We start from the raw sequence: 17,806 nt of genomic DNA, 5'->3' as shown, positions 1-17,806 counted from the left end.
AAACTGGCCTGTAATGGTTCGCGTCAGAAACGCGCGGTCTGATAGAACGTCTTCACATGATCGGTTTCCCGGTAGCCAGGCGCTGCGGATTTTGCGTCTGCGATCTCGGCTTCGGCCTGCCCGCCCGTCACGAGGGCCGCGCCGGTGGCGACTGTCCCCAAGCCGGCGAATTTCAGGAAAGCGCGGCGATCTGTCCTGGCGTCTTTGTCCTTGGCGCTCATGAGTAGCTCCTCTTTTCGCGAGACCCGTTTCAAATTATTCCCAAAACCGTCGCGAGCCTCACCCACCCGGTCCGTCGGTATGACATCGTCGATTACATGTCGAAGCCGGCTTCCTCGATCTCCAGGAAGTGCCTGCCGATCGCGCCGACCGGCCGGAACAATCGCGCCGATGGCGCCTTTTCCAGGTCGGCGAAAAAATGTCCGGCCCAGGAGCCGATATGCTTCTTGAAGAAAGCTTTTTGCGTTTCCAGCGGCTGGCGCTGACCGAACGAGCCGTCGATGAGTCCGGCCATCATGTCCATCAAGGCACCGATGTGATCCTCGGGCTCCTTGGAACTGGGCGAACGCGCGATGCCGAGCGGCGCCATATCGTCGCGCAAGCGCGCCAGCGGCTTCTCGTTCAAAAAGCCGGTCAGATAGTAGGAGCCGAAGGGGACCAACTCGCCCCGACCGACACCGATGAAAAGGTCATGGTATTCTTCGCGCGCCTCGCCCTCGGTCAGCGCGCGCGCTGTTGCCGACAGATCGCCGATCGCGGCGCCCAGATCCGTGTCGTCACCCGAAAGGGGGGCCAGCGTATCCAGCAGTTCGCGATTGGGCGGCAACGCCAGAAGGCGGGCCATCAGGCGGTAGAGATTGACGCGCAATTGTTCCGGTTCTGGCAGCACGTGCAGAATGGCGACGTTTTCCTGTGACAACCGGATTCTCCCTGACGCGAATAAACCAGCAAATCCCGGATTCGGCAATTTAATTTGCATAAGACTAAAGGCGGACAAGCGTCGCTTCCTGACGCAAGGCATCCGGCCATTCCGGCGCTTCCCACAACATCGTTTACAAGGGGTTAGCGATTGCCAGCCGGGAAAGGTGCGGGTTCGCCTGGGTGCTTTTGTCGCGGACGCCATTCGTGCCTGTGGACTTGCGAGGTAATACTCGGCATAAGTCCTGCGGAATATCCATGATTGTTCGGCAAAATGTAGAAAATGCAGGATTTTGCAGATAGTTTTGGCCGCGCTGCCAGCTTGATCCTTCGGGGCGATCGAGAGCTTTGGGCGATTGTCCTGTTGTCGTTGCGCGTCTCCTTGAGCGCAGTCGTGATCGCCGCGCTGGTCGGCATGCCGCTTGGGGCTGCACTGGCGGTCGGCCGATTTGCGGGCAGGCGCGCGGCCGTGATCGGAATCAACGCGCTCATGGGTTTGCCGCCGGTGGTGGTCGGGCTGGTGGTCTATCTGATGTTGTCGAGCAGCGGACCACTCGGCGTGCTGCAACTGCTGTACACGCCGACCGCGATGATCATCGCGCAGTTCGTGCTGGTGACGCCGATCATTGCGGCGTTGACGCGGCAGGCCGTGGAAGACCTACATGCGGAATACGCCGAGCAGCTGTGCTCACTGGGGGTTTCGCGCGCCGCCTCCATCCCGACGCTGCTCTGGGACGGACGTGCCAGCCTGATGACCGCTTTCCTCGCAGGCTTCGGACGGGCGATTGCGGAAGTCGGCGCCGTCATCATCGTCGGCGGCAATATCAATCATGTCACCCGGGTCATGACGACGACGATCGCCCTCGAGACGTCGAAGGGCAATCTGGCGCTGGCGCTGGCACTCGGGGCCATCCTGATCCTGATTGCCGTCGCGGTGAACGCGGCGGTCGCTCTGCTCGACAGCACGACGAAGGGGGCGGCCTATGCCAATCGCTTCGACGCCTAGCCCGGCGATCTCCCAATCACGCGATGGCGGGTTGGATATGCCATCGCGCGTCCTCGAGGGGACCTCCGCGACGATCCTGCCGATCCATGCGGAAGGGCTGGTTCTTCGCGTTTCGGGAAAGCATCTCGTCGATATCGATGCTTTGACCCTGTACGGTCGCGGGCCGACCATGGTGATGGGACCGAACGGTGCCGGCAAGAGCCTGCTGCTCAGGCTGCTGCATGGACTGATCGATCCGACGGAAGGGCGGGTGCTATATGGCGGCCAGCCGATGCGCGCGCGCATACGCCGCCGTCAGGCAATGGTGTTCCAGCGGCCTGTCGTCCTGCGCCGCTCGGTCGCGGCCAATATCGGTTTCGCCCTCCGGGCCCACGGTGTTTGCCGCCGCGAGCGCGCGGACCGCATTCGCGCACTGCTCGAGATCGGGGATCTTGCGAGCAAGGCCAGGCAGCCGGCGCGAACCCTGTCAGGCGGCGAGCAGCAGAGGCTGGCGCTGCTGCGGGCCATCTCGACCGATCCGGATATCCTGTTTCTCGACGAGCCGACATCGAGCCTCGATCCCACGGCGACACACAGGATCGAGGCCCTGATCCTCCAGGCAGTGGAGCGGGGGGTGAAGGTGGTCATGGTAACGCACGACATCGGCCAGGCCCGCCGGCTCGGCGCCGAAATCGTATTCCTGCACCAAGGGCGGGTCGTGGAGCAGGCTGCGGCGGCCTCGTTTTTCAAACAACCGAGCACGGAGGCGGCGCGGGCATTTCTCGCCGGCGCTCTTCTGCTTTGAACAACACCAGCAAGCACCAATGGAGAACGTCATGTTCAAACGCATCTGTCTCGCCCTGACCATAGCTTTGGCGGCGACCGCGGGCTTCGGGTCCACGGCCGCGATGGCACAGGACAAATTCATCGTCGTCCAGTCGACGACGTCGACCCAGAATTCCGGTCTGCTGGACGCGATCCTGCCGGAGTTCGAGAAGGAGTCCGGCATCGACGTGCGCGTCGTGGCAGTCGGAACGGGCCAGGCGATCAAGAACGCCGAAAACGGCGACGGAGATGTTCTGTTGGTCCACGCCAAGCCGGCGGAGGAGAAATTCGTCGCTAATGGAGGCGGCGTCGAGCGCTTCGACGTCATGTACAACGACTTCGTCATCGTCGGACCGCCGAGCGATCCGGCCGGCGTCGCCGGCATGACCGACGCCGTGGCTGCCATGCGGAAAATCGCCGAAGCCAAGGCGCCGTTCGCGTCGCGAGGCGACGATTCCGGGACCCACAAGGCCGAACAGCGCTTGTGGAAGCAGGCGGGCATCGATGTCGATGCCGCCTCCGGCGGCTGGTACCGTGAGACCGGCTCGGGCATGGGCGCGACGCTCAACACCGGCGTCGGCATGGGCGCCTATATCCTGACCGATCGCGCCACCTGGATCTCGTTCGGCAACAAGGACGATTTCGCCGTAGCCGTCGAAGGCGATCCCAAGCTTTTTAACCAGTACGGGGTGATTCTCGTCAATCCGAAGAAGCATCCGGGCGTCAAGGCCGCCGAGGGGCAGGCATTCATCGACTGGCTGACGGGCGAGAAGGGGCAGGCCGCGATCGCCAATTACAAGGTCGACGGCCAGCAGCTGTTCTTTCCGAACGCCAAGTGACGGAAGTCTCGTCGATGCCGCGGTGCGATTCTTTGGGTTGATCTAGCAACCCGAGCCATCATTGCCGAAGCCGATCGGGCGGGCGAAAATCTTGCGCCCGCCGGGACGAAACAACGGGTCCTATGGGCTGGGGGCATTGTAGTGGACGGTCCCGATCCCGCCGATGTCGTAGCCGGACATCTCGGAGGCGCGGTCGGCAAATTCGTCGGAGGCCAGAAACCGCAGCAGTCGCTGAAACGGCGGATCGAAATAGGCGCGGCGCCAGACCAGCAAATCGGTGCGGTCCTCCGCCAGAGGGACGAAACCCAGCCGATATTGCTCGGCCATGGCGGCGAGGCCGAAAGCCGCGTCCGCCTTGCCGTCGAGCACGAGACGCGCCACGTCGTCCTCGGTTTTCGCCGGCGCCTGCGGACCGGCGAGAGCGGAGACGTCGACGTCGGCTTCCTGCGCCAGCATCTCGAACAGGCGCTGGCCGCCGGCGCCCGACTGGCGACGGGCGAAGCGAAGCGGCTCGAGATCGGCGATCGCGGCGACCCGCCGGGGATTGCCCGACTCGACGATCAGGCCGCACTGGCGCCGCGCGAATTCGATCAGCACCACAGGCGCCTCGCCGAGGATTTGGCGAACCGTGTCGACGTTCCAGCCGTCGCTTTCCCTGATATGGGTGGCGCAGGCCGCCGCGTCTCCCCGGCCAAGCCGCGTGATCCCGTCCAGGCTGCCATCGAAAAAGGCCGCCAACCCGCTGCCGGACTGGCGCAGCGCCCATTCCAGAAGGGGATCATGGCTGCCGGCCAGGATCAGCGGCAGTTGGCGGCTGGCCACGACAGGGCCGGAGCGCGACGCCGCCATCCAGGCCGCCACCTCATCCTTCGGGAACAACAGCTTTCCGACGACGCGGACGCACGGAACCTCGCCGCTGGCGGCTAGGTCGTAGACCTTGCGTTCCTTGATGCGCAGCAGATCGGCGAGTTCGCGGGTCGTCAGATAGGGGGGCGTCGATTCGGACATCGCCGCATTTAGCCGCCTCGGGGCGGTGGCGGCAAACCGTGAACCGAAAGACGGCGCGCCGGGAAAAGCGGGTCCCCCGGAGTTGACGGCGCCGAGCCCACGTTTACACGTTCTGGACCGCACATCGCCCGGCGGGCAGAAACCTGTTTGGAATCGCTTCGATCATGACGCAGCGCCTATTCGGCATCACCGGCTGGAAGAACTCCGGCAAGACGACGTTGACGGAGCGTCTCGTCACCGAACTGACCCAGCGCGGATATCGCGTATCGACGGTCAAGCATGCGCATCATGCCTTCGAGATCGATACGCCACGGACCGATTCCTTTCGCCATCGGGCCGCCGGCGCGAGCGAGGTGGCGATCGTTTCATCCACGCGCTGGGCATTGATGCACGAATTGCGCGGTGAGGGCGAACCGACGCTCGATGCGATTATCGCCCGGCTCGAACCCTGCGACCTCGTGCTCGTGGAAGGGTTCAAGGCCGCGCCGCATCCCAAGATCGAATGTCGGCGAACGGCCTCGAAAGAGCGCACCCCGATGCTCGGTACCATTCCGGCAATTGCGGCCATCGCCGCCGATCACGCGGTGGAGGAGGCGGCCGTTTCGGTTTACGACATCGACGACGTCGCCGCGATCGCGGCGTTCATCGTCAGCCAGACAGGCCTGGCCTGACGGAGCCTGTTTTGGTCGGCGGATGTCGGGGAAACTCGACCCAATTTGCCCGGAGGCGTTCGAACATCTGCGCTTTGCGGCGCGCGGGTGGCGAATTGGACGCTGCTTGTTCGATTTCTGATAGCGTGAGAACGATTGACCGTGATCAAGGGCGACGACGGGATTCGGCGACAAGGTAATGCCGGTCGCGTAGCCGGAGAATCGAAAGGTTGCCACGCATGAATCTTGCCAAGCCTTCCCTGGCGATCCGGGATATCGCCGTCCATGTCGACGGTTCGGACGGTGATACGGCGAAGACGAGCCATGCCGATACGATCGCGACGATGTTCGACGCCCCCCTCATCGCTCTCCTGATGAATTATCTGCAGGCGGCGCCCATTCCGCCGGGGCCAGGCCGCGCATGGCTTGCCGCCGAGCTTCGGAAGCGTGGCGTGGAACAGGGCGATGCGTCGGAAATACGCGCGCGGGAGCGTCTGGCCGGGCTGCGCGCGCCTAGCGAGATCAGACGGATCGACTATGCCTACCAGGAACTCGGCGCGCGGATCGGACCGCCGGCCCGCTCGGTCGATCTTGTGATCGTCGGACGCCCGCATGGCGACGGCGGGCAGTGGCCGGAGATATTCGAGGCCGTGATCTTTGATGCCGGAGCGCCCGCCTATGTCGTTCCGCCGGATGCTGTGAACGCCAAGGAACCGGAGACCGTCCTCATCGCATGGAAGGATACGACCGAGTGTTCCCATGCCATCAAGGCGGCCCTCCCGTTTCTCCAACGGGCAAAGCAGGTATATCTGGTTTCGGTCGCGGAGACCTCCTCGGACGAGGAACGGCATCAGGAGCCGGCAGCCGATATGGCCCGGCATCTCGCGCGGCATGGTGTCACCGTCGAGATACGGCATCTGCCGCAGTGGGACGACGCGGCCGAGGGTCTTTTGAACGAGGCCTCGAGCCTCGGCGCGGAATTGATCGTCGTCGGCGCATACGGGCGCACGCGGCTTCGCCAGATGCTGTTCGGCGGGGTCACCCGCGAACTCCTGAAACGCAGCCCGATCGCATTGCTCATGGCGCACTGACGCCTACCGCCCAATGGCCGCTCGGCAGAACGATCACCGGTGACGCACGATGCCCGCCAATAGCCAGGACGAAACGATCGCCTTCCTGAGGTCCGCGGGTTTCGACGACGGCGATGCGTCGACGGTCGAAACGATCGTGACGCATATTTCTACCGTCCTTCTCTCGGGCGAGCGGGCGATCAAGCTGAAACGGCCGGTGCATCTGCCCTATGTCGATTTCTCGACGCCCGAGCGCCGGCTCGCGACCTGCGAGCGGGAACTTGTGCTCAACCGGCGCACAGCACCGAAGCTCTACCGCGCCGTGCGCCGGGTGACGCGTGAGGCGGACGGCGGTCTCGCCATCGATGGCGGCGGGCCGCTCGTCGACGCCTTTGTCGACATGCGCCGTTTCGACGCGGATTGCCTGCTGGACCGCATGGCGATGGAGGGCACGCTGACGGCGCCGCTGATGGCGCGGCTGGCTCACCGGATCGCGGCATTCCATACCGGCATCGCGCCCGATCGCAGCGTCACCGGCGCGGCCGCGGTGGCCCTGGTCCTCGATATCAACGAGCGCGCGCTGGCGACCACCGAGGTGTTTCCCGAAGCGGCGGTGGCTGATTTCAATCGCCGGTTCCGCGAGGGTTTCGCTCGCCTGACGCCGCTCCTCGACGCGCGCAGCGTGGCGGGAAAGATCCGCCGCTGCCACGGCGATCTGCACTTGCGCAACATCTGCGTCTTCGAGGGCGAGCCGACGCTGTTCGATTGCCTCGAATTCGATGAGGCCATTGCCACCACCGACATCCTCTACGATCTGGCTTTCCTGTTGATGGATCTCTGGCACCGGGGCCTGGAGGAAGGCGCGAACCTCGTCCTCAACCGCTATCTGGACGAATGCGACGAGACGGACGGTCTGCCGCTGCTGGCGTTTTTGATGGCGCTGCGTGCCGCGGTTCGCGCCCATGTCACCGCGACGCGGGTCGCCGATGCCGGCCCCGATGCGCCGACACTGAGAGCTGAGGCGCATGATTATTTCGACCTCGCGCTCGATCTCCTGCGGCCGCGGGCCGGTCGCCTGGTGGCGGTCGGAGGACTGTCGGGCTCCGGCAAGTCGACCGTCGCGGCGGCGATCGCGCCGCGGATCGGGCCGCCGCCGGGTGCGCGAATCCTCGCCAGCGACCGCATCCGCAAGCACCTGTTCGGCGTTGCCGCCGAAACCCCGCTGCCGGCCGAGTGCTACCGGCCGGAGGTTTCCGAAACCGTTTACGCGCGGCTGGCCGAACAAGCCGATGCGATCCTGCCGCTCGGGCACGGCGTCGTCGCCGACGCGGTGTTCGATCGCGCCCCCGATCGGGAGCGGATCGCCGGCATTGGCGAGGGCGGAGCGCTCCCCTTCCTGGGTCTGTGGCTCGAAGCCCCGCCCGAGCGGCTGGTCGAGCGCGTCGCGGCTCGTCGCGGCGACCCCTCCGATGCTACGCCGCAGGTGGTGCGGGATCAGCTGAGCCGGTCGCAGGCGCCAACCGATTGGACGCATCTGTCGAGCGAGGGCGAGATCGGTGCGGTGGCGGAAGCTGCACGGCGCGTGGTCGACGGCACGCTGGATGGCCCTGCCGGCAATCTGGAGGATGATCGTCGCAAGGGCTGATCGGCGAGGGGCGGCTTGTCCATCCGGGGCGCTGCGTGACCGAGTTGATGCAGGTCAACAGGTCGGCGTTCGGGCATCGTTAGCATCCCGGTGTTGGGATTGATGAACAGGAAGGAGGGGCGGTGTCACCAACCCAAGGCGAGCGTTTGGCCTCTGATATTGCCTCAGCGCACCAAAGCGATAGCAAAGAAGCCGATATCGACGACGCCGATCGCGATGCCGGCGCGTCGGCGGCCGTGGAGGACGCACCGCCGGCAAGGTCTGCCTTCGCGTTCAACGGCAAGACCGCCCACCAGATTTTGCTGCTGGTCGCCTTGGTGGGTCTGGTGGCCGGCTCGGCCCTGGCGATCTCCGACCGTCCTGCCTCCGCAAATCTGGTCTGGGCGGCCGGGACCGTTCCGGTGGTGCTTGGCCTGGCGATTTCCATCGCCGTCGATCTGTGGTCGGGCCGCATGGGCGTCGATGCGATCGCCTTCGTTTCGATGTCGGCGGCCCTGGCGCTCGGCCAGCCACTCGCCGGCATCGTGGTCGCGATCATGTATGCCGGCGGCAACGTGCTGGAGCACTACGCGGTCGGCCGGGCCGAGCGCGATCTGAAGCTGCTCACCGACCGAGCGCCCAGGACCGCCCATCGCCTGATCGATGGTCGGGTCGAAGCCGTTGCCGTCGCCGAAGTCGAACCGGGCGATCGGCTGCTGCTGCGCGCCGGTGACGTCGTGCCGGTGGATGGGCTCCTGGCGGACGCTTCGACCCTGATCGACGAAGCGGCGGTGACCGGCGAGCCGTTGCCCGTGCGCCGAGGCCCCGGCGAAACCGTGCGCAGCGGTACCGTGAATGCCGGCGAGACCGTCACCATGATCGCGGCGGCGCGTGCCTCGGAGAGCACCTATGCGGGCATCGTCCGCATGGTGAGTTCGGCTCAGGCGGCGAAGGTGCCGTTCGTGCGCATGGCCGACCGCTTTGCCCTGGTGCTCCTGCCGGTGACGCTGGGCGTTGCCGGGGTCGCCTGGTATGCCTCTGGCGATCCCGTGCGCGCGCTGGCCGTGCTGGTGGTGGCGACGCCCTGTCCGCTGATCCTGGCGGCACCCGTCGCCTTCATTTCCGGTGTGTCGCGCGCGGCCCGGCGCGGCATCCTCGTCAAGGGTGGCGGCGCGCTGGAGGCGCTGGCGCGGGTTCGCATGGCGATCTTCGACAAAACGGGCACCTTGACTGTCGGCGGTGCGCGGCTTGTCGGCATCGAGACAGCGCCCGGTGAAGACGCCGACGACATTCTGCGTCTCGTCGCCTCGCTCGAGCAGGCGTCGCACCATGTTCTCGCGGGAACGCTGATCGCGGCGGCGCACGCGCGAAGCCTGCCCTTGTCGGTGCCGCACGACGTCGGCGAAATCCGCGGCTCCGGTCTTGAAGGCATCGTGGAGGGCAAGCGGGTCTCGGCGGGCTCCCACGCCCTGATCGCCGGTGAGACGCAACCGGCCGATTGGGCCGCTCGCGCGATCCGGCGCGCGCGCTGGCGCTCGGCGCTGACCATTTTCGTTGCCATCGAGGGTCGGCTCGCCGCCGCGATCCTGCTTGGCGACGAGGTGCGGACCGAGACCGCCGGCGCGCTGCGCTGGCTTCGCGCTCTCGGTGTGTCCCGGCTGATGATGGTGACCGGCGACCACACCGCCGCCGCCGAGGCCGTCGCCGAAGGGCTCGATTTCGACGAGACCAAGGCGAATTGCACGCCCCGCGAGAAGATCGAAGCGGTGCGGGAGGAGGCTATCCGCCATCCCGTGGTGATGATCGGCGACGGTATCAACGATGCGCCGGCCCTGGCCGCCGCCACCGTCGGCATTGCCATGGGCGCGCGGGGTGCCAGCGCTTCCTCGGAGGCGGCCGACGTCGTCATTCTGGTCGAAAACCTTAATCGCGTGCCGGAAAGTATCGCGATCGCGCGGCGGACTCGCCAGATCGCGCTCCAAAGCATCGTGGCCGGGCTGGCGCTTTCTGGCGTCGCGATGGTCTTCGCCGCGGCCGGGCTGCTTCCACCGGTCGCGGGGGCGCTGACGCAGGAGGCGATCGATATCGCGGTGATCCTCAACGCGTTGCGCGCGCTCGGATCCGGCTCCCGGCGGCGGACCGTCGCGTTGCCTGGGCCGATGGCGCGGACGGTCGCAGCCGAGCATACGGCTATCAATCAGACGCTGGATCGCCTGCAGACACTCTCCGACTCCCTCGATGTCGCGGCGAACGGCGAGGCACCGGGCTTGGTGCGCCAGGCGTCCGACATGGTCGATCAGGAAATCCTCGATCACGAACGCCATGACGACCGGGTCCTTTATCCCGGCCTTCTCGGAGACCACGAATATGGCGCGCTGATCACCGCGCTCGGCTATGCCCACAGCGAGATCTTCAAGCTGGCGCGGGTCCTGCGGCAGATCGCGGCGGATCTTGGGAAAAGTCAGCCCGACCGGCTGCAGGTCCGGGACGCCCAGCGCGTGATCGATACGATCGTTCTTCTGGTCAGGCTGCACACCCGCCAGGAGGACGCCATCTGCGAACAGGATTAGCCGCGTTCGCTCCGCCCCGGGCTCGTCCGATCCGCTTGCCGGCGGTCGGCCGGGCCATTTGGTTCCGCTACCCGGTCGCGGAGCGCCTGCTTCATCAGCTTGCCGTTGACGTTGCGTGGCAGGGGCTCGCTGGTGAAGGTGAAGAAGTCCGGCACCTTGTAGTCGGACAGGCGTTCGCAGCAGAAGGCCTTGAGCGCTGCCTCGTCGAGGTTTGGGTCTGACCGGTGGACGAAGGCGTGGACCTTTTCGCCGAGCACCGGATCTCGCCGGGGAACGACCGCGGCTTCGGCGACACCGGGATGGAACGACAGGACGTTCTCGACCTCGGCGCTATAGACCTTGTAGCCGCCGCGATTGATCATGTCCTTCAGGCGGTCGTGGATGTAGAGCAGCCCGTTTTCGTCGAAACGGCCGACGTCGCCGGATTTCCAGAAACCCGCGTGAAAGCTCTCGGCGGTCCTGTCGGGCAGGTTCCAATAGCCCGGGACGACCATCGGTCCGCCGATCCAGACCTCGCCGGATTCCCCCGTCGGAACCTCGTGTCCCGCCGCATCCATAACGCGGATGTCGGCGCAGGGCGCGGGCGCGCCGACGCTGGCAGGAGCGGCGGCCTGGCCACCCGCCGGCATGATCGTGGCCGGCGACGTGGTTTCGGTCGATCCATAGGCCTGGATCAGGTCGAGGTTCGGCAGGAGCTTTGCGAGGCGTTCGATCGTGGCGACCGGCATCGGCGCTCCGCCGAAGGCGCCGATGCGCCAGGCGCCGAGGTCGTGCCGGGCGAAGTCGGCGCGCAAGAGACACAGATTATACATCGCCGGAACGAGGATCGTTACCGTCATCCGTTCATCGGTGGCGAGGGCGAGAAAGGCGTCGGCGTCGAATTTTTCCATCATCACCGTCGCTGCCCCGGCAGCGAGCGGCGCATAGACGCTGGCAATCATCCCGGTGACGTGGCTCGCGGGGACCGCCACCACCGAGCGGTCGACGGCGGTCAAGGCGAAGCAATGGGCATAGTGCAGGCAGGAATGGACGATGTTGAGATGGGTCAGCATCGCGCCTTTGGGCGTTCCGGTGGTGCCGGACGTGTAGAGAATGACGGCGACGTCCTCCTCGGTGATCTCCGGTTGGGTCATTCCGGGCGCCGCGGCAAGCAGATCCTCGAAGCTGCCGCCGACCGGCCCGCCGATCGCCGCGCGCGGCATGGTGTCCGGCAATGTCCCGGTCTTTCCAGCGTCACAGATGGAGAGGCTGGCGCCGCAATTCTCCAGAATGAAAGCGATTTCGTTTCGGCTCGCCCTGACGCTCAAAGGGACCGCGATGGCGCCGGCGCGCACGATGCCGGTCAGCGCCACGATGAACTGCCAGCGGTTGCGCACCAGAAGCGCAACCCGGTCGCCCTTGGCGATGCCGCGCGATGCCAGCCCGCCAGCCACGGCACCGCTCATCGCGTCGAGCGCGGCATGAGAGATTCTGACGGTTCCGTCCACCACCGCGTCGCCTTGCGGGTTGGCGGCCGCGGCGGCGCGAAGCATGGCGTCGGCGTTGGCGGGACGACCGGTGAAACAGGTGACGACGCGGTCGCCAAAATGCGCCTCCGCTCGGGTTGCCGGCGCATCCTTCCAGAACCGGCGCGACGCTGTCATGCGGCCTCGGCCACCACATTTGCACCGCGTTCTATGCCCCAGACCTGATCCAGCACGGTATGCGAATGGGTCAATTCCGACATGCTCATCACGATCGAGAGCGCGTCGCTCTTCAAAGCTGAGATCACATCCGACAGGCGCTGCGCCAGCGCCGGGGCCACGCCCTCGAACGGCTCATCGAGCAGAAGAAGGCGCGTGCCGACCGTCAGCGCCCGGCCCAGCGCCACCATCTTCTGCTGTCCGCCTGACAACAGCAGCGCCTTGCGGTCCGACATGCTCGCCAGTTCCGGCATGATCTCGTAGACGACCGTGAGGCGCGCGGCGCCATCGACGGAGGTCACCCAGGTGGGCAGAAGGATGTTTTCCTCGACCGTCAAATCGGGGATCAACCCGCGCGTTTCCGGCATGTAGCCGATACCCAGGCTTGCCCTTTTATGGACCTCCAGGCCGGTGATGTCGGCGCCGTCGAAATGCAGAGACCCGCGTGTCAGCTTGGTGATGCCCATGATGGTGCGCATCACTGTGGTCTTGCCGGCGCCGTTGCGGCCGGCGAGGCCGACCATCTCGCCGGCTCCCACCTCGAGCGAAAAGCCGCGTACGGCTTCGACCGAGCCGATCTTCACATGGGCATCCTTCAGGCTGAGCATCGGTCTACCTCGCCGTTCCGGTGACGTATTTCTGCACCGCCGGGTCCGAGAGCACCTCGTCGGGCGCATCGTCGGCGATGATCTCGCCAGCGTAAAAGGCCAGCACGCGGTCGGCGTAGCGGGTGACGATATCCATGTCGTGCTCGACGAAGATTACCGCGGCGTCCTCGCCTGACAGGGCCTTCATCACCCGGTCCATCAGAGGAAATTTTTCCTCCGAACTGACGCCGGAGGTCGGCTCGTCGAGCAATAGCACTCTTGGGCGGCTCGCCAGCGCCATGGCGATGTCGATCAGCTTGCGCACGCCGCCGGGCAATTCATCGACCGGCTGGTCGGCATAGTCGGACAGGCCGAAGCGGCCCAGCATTTCATGCGCCCGGTCGAGCGACTCCTCCGTATGGGCCGGACGGAAGAAGGACGGGCGGTCCTTTCTGGCGATGTCGATGGCAACCAGAATGTTGTCGACCGGCGTCATGGTTTCGCAGAGCTGCGGAATCTGGAAGGAGCGGCACATGCCGCGCCGGGTGATCCGCCGTGGCGCGAGACCGGTCACGTTCTGGCCGTCGAGCAGCACCTGCCCGGAATCGGGCTTCAGGTAGCCGGTGACCATGTTCACGAAGGTCGTCTTGCCCGCTCCGTTCGCGCCGATGAGAGAAAGCCGCGCCGTCGGGGTGACGGAGATGTTGATGTTGTTGGCCGCCACCAGCGCGCCAAAGGATTTCATGAGGCCGCGCGCCTCGAGAACGGCTTCGCTCATTCGGCTGGCTCCTCGTCCGGCGTGGCGCTCCGCGCGCGCCATTTCGATGCAGCGCGTCCGCCCGTGGCGCCGGCCCACAGCGATCCGAAGCCGCGCGGCAGGAACAGGATGACCAACAGCAGGAACAGGCCGAGCGCCAGCTGCCAACTGTCAGGGAAATACTGGTTGGCGAAGGAGCGCACGAGTTCGGTGACCAGCGCCGCGCCGAACACCGCGACGACGCTGGCATAGCCGCCGAGGACGGCGATGAACACGACTTCGCCGGAGGTGGTCCAGTAGGCGAAGAACGGGTCGATATGCCCCAGCGCGACGCCGTTGAGCACGCCGCCCAGGCCCGCCAGAACACCCGCGAGGATGAAATTGCGGGCGGTGAGGGCAAAGACCGAGGCACCGAGATATTCGACCCTGAGTTCATTTTCCCGCGCCGCCAGCGAGATCAGCCCCGGACCGCTGTCGAAATAGATCCGGCAGACCGCGGCGGAGATGGCGGCAACGGCCACCGCGACTGCGTAGAGCGTGAAATCGGCGGACCCGGTGCCGGGCAGATAGCCGAGGAAAGTGGGCTGCGGCACGTTGAAGCCGTCCGAACCGCCGATCGCCGTGACCTTGGCGAGAACGCCATACAGCACCATCGACAGCGCCATGGTCAGCATGGCGAAGAAGATGCCGCGATAGCGCGCGATCAGCGGCGAGACGAGGGCGGCGATGAGGCCGCCGGCAAGCCCGCCGACGATCAGCAGGACGAAAACGTCAGTGATCCCGAGGCGGCTGGCCAACATGCCCGATACATAGGCGCCGACGCAGTAATAGAGCCCTTGGCCGAAGGAGACGAGACCGCCGCGCATCAGGGCGACGATGCCCAGCGCGATCAGCCCGAAGGCGATCGCCTTGGTCATGGTGAAGAGCAGCCAGAGCGGCAGCACCCAACCCAGCGCTATGAAGAGGATGGCGCCGAGGACGGCGAGGGCGAAAGTCCGAACGGGCGCGCTCATATCTTGCGCGCCTGGACCGGCGTGAACAGGCCTTCGGGCCGAAAGATCAGCACGACGACCATGACCAGATAGATGATGAAAATCTCCGCCTCCGGTATCTCATAGACCGCGAAGGATCGCGCCAGTCCGACGATCAGCGCCCCGATCGCCGCACCGGGAATCGAGCCGAGGCCGCCGATGATGACGACCGCGAAGCTGACGATGACCACGCTGACGCTGATGCCCGGCTGCACCGAAATAAGCGGACTGGTGAAAGCGCCGCCGAGGGCGGCGAGAAAGACGCCGAGGCCGAAGGCGAGAAGATAGATGCGGGTGACGTTCACCCCCATCGCCGCGCTCACCTCCGGCTCGTTGATCACCGCGACGGTGATCTTGCCGATCCGGGTGCGGGTGAGGCCAAGCCAGACGCCGACGCCGCAGACGATCGCCAGCCCGATCAGCGCAATATCGTAGCCGACATAGAACAGGCTGCCGACCTCGACATTGCCGAACAGATTGCGCGGCTCGAAGACGTAATAAGGGTCGACGCCGAAGACCATCTTGGTGATGTCCTCCAGCATGAGGAACACCGCATAGGTGACCAGCAGGACGAGAACCTCGTCGCGGCCGTAGAAAAACCGCAGCAGCCCGCGCTCGATGAGCGGGGCGACGACGATGGCGACAGCCAGCGCGGCAATGAACATCGCAACGAGGCTGAACCATTCGGGAAAGCCCCAACCCGCGAACAAGGGAACGGCGACCGCCGCGGCATAGGCGCCGAGCGCGTAGAGCCCGCCATGGGCGAAGTTGAGGATGCGCAGCACACCGAAGACGAGCGTCAGTCCGAGCGCGACGATGAACAGCCAGGAAGCGTAGATCAGTCCATCGAGAATGATGGTAAGAACGATGTCCATCGCGGCGTGGTCCACCCGTCGCAGGATTGCAGTAAACCGGGCCGCGGAGCGGCCCGGCGCTCGTTTCCGGTCAGACCGTCATTCGCATTCGGCGCCGGGGAAGCCGGCATTGATCCATTCGAGCCCCTTCATGTCGGCCGGCGGATTCACGCAGCGCGCTTTGAACCGGATGACGTCATCGAGGATGATGTCGCCGTTTTCATCCTTCTTCGAACGGCCGAAGCCGATCGGCTGGATCGCCTGGTGGCCGTTGCCGTTGATCATCTCGATCAGGCCGCCTGGGCTTTCCCAGCTTAGCCCTTTCATCGCCGCGGCGAGTTCCTCGCTGCTGGGCTTCTTGCCGCCGTTTTCGGCCATGGCCTTTTCGACCGCGGTCTTCAGACCGAGGATCGCCTGCGCCATGCGGTAAGGCGCCTGCACCGGCATGACGTCGTAGGCGGCCTCGTAATTGTCCTTCCACCACGTGTTCAGCTCGGATTCAGGTGCCATGAAACCGTAGGCGCCGCGAGCGCCGACGATAACGCCTTCCGGCATGTTCTTGCCGAGCGGCGGCAGCGAGTGATCGCCGGCCGAGAATGCCACCTGGCTGCGCTGGAACAGACCGCGCGGCAGGGCCTGCAGGATCAGAGCCTGCAGATCGCCACCCCAGAGCGAGGAATGCACGACGTCGGCCTTGCCCTGCAGCAGTGCCGAGATCTCGGTGCCATACTGGCCGGCGCCGAAGGCCGGGAAGAGTTCCGCGGTCACGGTTGCGTCAGGATAGATCTGTCCCATGGCGGCTTTGAAGTCGCCCCAGCTGTCCTGGCCCCAGGCATAGTCCTGATTGATACCGGAGAAGGTCTCGACCTTGATATCCAGGGCTTTCAGGTAGCGGGCCAGCCCGACATTGTCCTGAGTGGCGTGAGCGGCGGTGCGGAAGACGTATTCGTAGTCGTTCTCCTCGAAGACCCGCGGCGTGCCGCAATCATAGAGAATCGTGAACTGCTTGAGTTCCTCGGCGACCGGCGCGACGGCCAGACAGTCGCCCGAACCGACATAGCCGACCACGACATCGACGTTCTCGCGCTGCACCAGATTGCGGTATTCCTGCACCTGTACCGTTGCGCCGCCGGCTTCGTCGATCACCAACGGCTCGATCGTCATGCCACCGAAGCCTTTGGTGTCGTACGGGGCGGGGGCCTCGCCGGCGTTCAGCTTCTCGATCAGCATCTTGCCGCCGTCCCAGGCGGGGACGCCGAAGCTCTGGGCGGCCTGGCCGGACAGGAAGGTGACCACGCCGATCTTGAACGTCTCCTGCGCCGCGGCGGCGCCGGTCAAGGCAAAGGCGGCCGTGGTGGCCATCAGCGCGGCGGCGATGCCGGCGCGTGGAGATTTTGGATTCATTGATGTTTCCTCCTCTTTGCAGGTCCGTTTCGCGAAGATCGCGGCGGACCTTGTTTATCTGTTTGCGTCGGGGCCGTCGGTCTCCCGAACCGGTCGGCCAAGCTCTGTCGTTAACGGCGGGCGCCTCCCTTTTGCGTCGCGGACAGATGCACCGGCTCGTCCGGATCGCAGCCGGCAAGGACGTAGCCACGCCGGAAATCGTTGATGTGCCGGCGCATCCAGTCCGCCGCCAGCTTCGCATCGCGTTTCTTGAAGGCGGCAATGATGTGTTCATGCGCCTCGATCAGCCGCGCGCCGGCCTGGCTCAGGCGTGGCAGCATCCGCTCATTTGCTGGAAACAGCAGCATTGCCGCAGGTTCGCGCGCCAATTGCCAGGTGGCGTTGCCGGTTGCCTCGGCGATCAGCGCGTGGAATTCGAGATCGAGCGTGGTCAGGACGCTTCCCTCGGCCACAGCCACGCGGGTGCGGACGAGATTGTCCTCCAGCGCTTCGATCTGCTCGGGCCGGATTGCGAGCGCCGCCTGCGCCGCCGCAGCCGGCTCCAGCGCCAGCAGCAACTGCCAGAGTTCGTCGAAACTGACGCGCTGCAGCGCCAGCGCGCGGCTGGCGCGGGTGCTCAGGTCCTCTGCGCGCGGTGCCGAGGCATAAAGGCGCCGGCCGGTGCGACGCTGCACCAGGCCGCTCTCTTCGAGCAGCCGCAAGCCTTCGCGCGTGGTCGAGCGATGGACGCCGAGGCGCGCCGCGAGTTCGGTCTCGGTCGGCAGCCGATCGCCGAGGGCCAGACGGCCGTCGAGGATTTCCCGCTCGATCGTCTCGAACACCAGCCGGTAGGCCGGCGCGGCTTCGATCGCGGCGAAATGGTTTGCGGTGTCCTCGGCCTGCTGGGGCGCGGCAACGCTCGATACCGCCCCCGGCGTTCGATCCGCCACTGGCAACACTCGTCCCGACAAAGGCCGGGCCTCCTCCCATGAGTGCCGCGGCTCTTCCGGCCGTCGACGTTTC

17 protein-coding genes are annotated in these 17,806 nt (G+C 65.7%); 7 read left to right on the top strand and 10 right to left on the bottom strand.

Translation table 11 applies throughout. The features are described from left to right. Window positions 1–23 precede the first annotated feature (23 nt). Both ING15_RS00945 and ING15_RS00940 read right to left on the bottom strand, forming a co-directional pair. A complete protein-coding gene (locus ING15_RS00945) occupies window positions 24–221 on the bottom strand; it encodes a twin-arginine translocation signal domain-containing protein (RefSeq protein ID WP_206452891.1) in 198 nt (65 codons plus the stop codon). Window positions 222–313: 92 nt separating this feature from the next. Then, complete coding sequence (locus tag ING15_RS00940) at window positions 314–919, bottom strand: TorD/DmsD family molecular chaperone (RefSeq protein WP_232845478.1); 606 nt, start codon at window positions 917–919, stop codon at window positions 314–316. A gap of 282 nt (window positions 920–1,201) precedes the next feature. On the opposite strand from ING15_RS00940, the gene ING15_RS00935 reads away from it, so the two are divergent. The 3 genes from ING15_RS00935 to ING15_RS00925 are packed head-to-tail and all read left to right on the top strand — an operon-like array spanning window position 1,202 to window position 3,567. Continuing rightward, on the top strand, window positions 1,202–1,924 hold the full coding sequence (locus ING15_RS00935; RefSeq protein WP_206452890.1) for an ABC transporter permease: 723 nt from the start codon (window positions 1,202–1,204) through the stop codon (window positions 1,922–1,924). Window positions 1,925–1,961: 37 nt separating this feature from the next. Then, a complete protein-coding gene (locus tag ING15_RS00930; RefSeq protein ID WP_206452889.1) occupies window positions 1,962–2,708 on the top strand; it encodes an ATP-binding cassette domain-containing protein in 747 nt (248 codons plus the stop codon). A 31-nt stretch (window positions 2,709–2,739) separates the two neighbouring features. Beyond that, window positions 2,740–3,567, top strand: coding sequence for an extracellular solute-binding protein (locus ING15_RS00925; protein ID WP_206452888.1), 828 nt, complete (start codon window positions 2,740–2,742; stop codon window positions 3,565–3,567). A 120-nt stretch (window positions 3,568–3,687) separates the two neighbouring features. Here ING15_RS00925 and ING15_RS00920 read toward each other — a convergent pair whose 3' ends face one another. Next, window positions 3,688–4,575, bottom strand: coding sequence for a substrate-binding domain-containing protein (locus ING15_RS00920; RefSeq protein WP_206452887.1), 888 nt, complete (start codon window positions 4,573–4,575; stop codon window positions 3,688–3,690). Between the two features lie 164 nt (window positions 4,576–4,739). Here ING15_RS00920 and mobB point away from each other — a divergent pair, with 164 nt between their 5' ends. The 4 genes from mobB (at window position 4,740) to ING15_RS00900 (ending at window position 10,489) form a co-directional block, all read left to right on the top strand. Then, on the top strand, window positions 4,740–5,246 hold the full coding sequence (gene mobB, locus ING15_RS00915; RefSeq protein ID WP_206452886.1) for a molybdopterin-guanine dinucleotide biosynthesis protein B: 507 nt from the start codon (window positions 4,740–4,742) through the stop codon (window positions 5,244–5,246). Window positions 5,247–5,464: 218 nt separating this feature from the next. Continuing rightward, window positions 5,465–6,316 (top strand): universal stress protein, encoded by an 852-nt coding sequence (locus tag ING15_RS00910; protein ID WP_206452885.1) that lies wholly within the window; start codon window positions 5,465–5,467, stop codon window positions 6,314–6,316. A gap of 49 nt (window positions 6,317–6,365) precedes the next feature. Continuing rightward, window positions 6,366–7,940 (top strand): bifunctional aminoglycoside phosphotransferase/ATP-binding protein, encoded by a 1,575-nt coding sequence (locus ING15_RS00905; protein WP_206452884.1) that lies wholly within the window; start codon window positions 6,366–6,368, stop codon window positions 7,938–7,940. A 452-nt stretch (window positions 7,941–8,392) separates the two neighbouring features. Beyond that, window positions 8,393–10,489, top strand: a complete 2,097-nt coding sequence (locus ING15_RS00900; protein ID WP_232845513.1) for a heavy metal translocating P-type ATPase — start codon at window positions 8,393–8,395, stop codon at window positions 10,487–10,489. Here the strand turns inward: ING15_RS00900 and ING15_RS00895 are convergent. The 7 genes from ING15_RS00895 to ING15_RS00865 all read right to left on the bottom strand — a co-directional run bounded on the left by ING15_RS00895 (window position 10,486) and on the right by ING15_RS00865 (window position 17,733). Further along, window positions 10,486–12,132: a class I adenylate-forming enzyme family protein gene (locus tag ING15_RS00895; RefSeq protein WP_206452883.1), complete on the bottom strand. Its 1,647-nt coding sequence runs from the start codon at window positions 12,130–12,132 to the stop codon at window positions 10,486–10,488. The genes ING15_RS00900 and ING15_RS00895 overlap by 4 nt on opposite strands. After that, on the bottom strand, window positions 12,129–12,779 hold the full coding sequence (locus tag ING15_RS00890) for an ABC transporter ATP-binding protein (RefSeq protein WP_206452882.1): 651 nt from the start codon (window positions 12,777–12,779) through the stop codon (window positions 12,129–12,131). The genes ING15_RS00895 and ING15_RS00890 overlap by 4 nt, the downstream gene beginning before the upstream one ends. A gap of 4 nt (window positions 12,780–12,783) precedes the next feature. Further along, the gene (locus tag ING15_RS00885; protein ID WP_206452881.1) at window positions 12,784–13,536 is read right to left on the bottom strand and encodes an ABC transporter ATP-binding protein; all 753 of its coding nucleotides are present in this window, start codon (window positions 13,534–13,536) and stop codon (window positions 12,784–12,786) included. After that, window positions 13,533–14,528, bottom strand: a complete 996-nt coding sequence (locus ING15_RS00880; RefSeq protein WP_206452880.1) for a branched-chain amino acid ABC transporter permease — start codon at window positions 14,526–14,528, stop codon at window positions 13,533–13,535. The genes ING15_RS00885 and ING15_RS00880 overlap by 4 nt, the downstream gene beginning before the upstream one ends. Next, on the bottom strand, window positions 14,525–15,421 hold the full coding sequence (locus ING15_RS00875) for a branched-chain amino acid ABC transporter permease (RefSeq protein ID WP_206452879.1): 897 nt from the start codon (window positions 15,419–15,421) through the stop codon (window positions 14,525–14,527). The genes ING15_RS00880 and ING15_RS00875 overlap by 4 nt, the downstream gene beginning before the upstream one ends. A 78-nt stretch (window positions 15,422–15,499) precedes the next feature. Beyond that, a complete protein-coding gene (locus ING15_RS00870; RefSeq protein ID WP_206452878.1) occupies window positions 15,500–16,804 on the bottom strand; it encodes an ABC transporter substrate-binding protein in 1,305 nt (434 codons plus the stop codon). A 110-nt stretch (window positions 16,805–16,914) separates the two neighbouring features. Continuing rightward, a complete protein-coding gene (locus ING15_RS00865) occupies window positions 16,915–17,733 on the bottom strand; it encodes a FadR/GntR family transcriptional regulator (RefSeq protein ID WP_206452877.1) in 819 nt (272 codons plus the stop codon). Between the last annotated feature and the right edge of the window lie 73 nt (window positions 17,734–17,806).

The sequence above is a fragment of the Aurantimonas marina genome (genome assembly GCF_017183135.1).
In the GTDB taxonomy this organism is placed as follows: Bacteria; Pseudomonadota; Alphaproteobacteria; order Rhizobiales; family Rhizobiaceae; genus Aurantimonas; species Aurantimonas marina.
Note: the sequence above shows the minus strand (reverse complement) of the source record. Positions and strands in the feature narration are given on the sequence as shown.

Coding starts and splice junctions, on each gene's coding strand:
- ING15_RS00945 (WP_206452891.1), bottom strand. CDS start 221: ATGAGCGCCAAGGACAAAGACGCCAGGACAGATCGCCGCGCTTTCCTG.
- ING15_RS00935 (WP_206452890.1), top strand. CDS start 1,202: ATGCAGGATTTTGCAGATAGTTTTGGCCGCGCTGCCAGCTTGATCCTT.
- ING15_RS00930 (WP_206452889.1), top strand. CDS start 1,962: ATGCCATCGCGCGTCCTCGAGGGGACCTCCGCGACGATCCTGCCGATC.
- ING15_RS00925 (WP_206452888.1), top strand. CDS start 2,740: ATGTTCAAACGCATCTGTCTCGCCCTGACCATAGCTTTGGCGGCGACC.
- ING15_RS00920 (WP_206452887.1), bottom strand. CDS start 4,575: ATGTCCGAATCGACGCCCCCCTATCTGACGACCCGCGAACTCGCCGAT.
- mobB (WP_206452886.1), top strand. CDS start 4,740: ATGACGCAGCGCCTATTCGGCATCACCGGCTGGAAGAACTCCGGCAAG.
- ING15_RS00910 (WP_206452885.1), top strand. CDS start 5,465: ATGAATCTTGCCAAGCCTTCCCTGGCGATCCGGGATATCGCCGTCCAT.
- ING15_RS00905 (WP_206452884.1), top strand. CDS start 6,366: ATGCCCGCCAATAGCCAGGACGAAACGATCGCCTTCCTGAGGTCCGCG.
- ING15_RS00900 (WP_232845513.1), top strand. CDS start 8,393: ATGGGCGTCGATGCGATCGCCTTCGTTTCGATGTCGGCGGCCCTGGCG.
- ING15_RS00895 (WP_206452883.1), bottom strand. CDS start 12,132: ATGACAGCGTCGCGCCGGTTCTGGAAGGATGCGCCGGCAACCCGAGCG.
- ING15_RS00890 (WP_206452882.1), bottom strand. CDS start 12,779: ATGCTCAGCCTGAAGGATGCCCATGTGAAGATCGGCTCGGTCGAAGCC.
- ING15_RS00885 (WP_206452881.1), bottom strand. CDS start 13,536: ATGAGCGAAGCCGTTCTCGAGGCGCGCGGCCTCATGAAATCCTTTGGC.
- ING15_RS00880 (WP_206452880.1), bottom strand. CDS start 14,528: ATGAGCGCGCCCGTTCGGACTTTCGCCCTCGCCGTCCTCGGCGCCATC.
- ING15_RS00875 (WP_206452879.1), bottom strand. CDS start 15,421: ATGGACATCGTTCTTACCATCATTCTCGATGGACTGATCTACGCTTCC.
- ING15_RS00870 (WP_206452878.1), bottom strand. CDS start 16,804: ATGAATCCAAAATCTCCACGCGCCGGCATCGCCGCCGCGCTGATGGCC.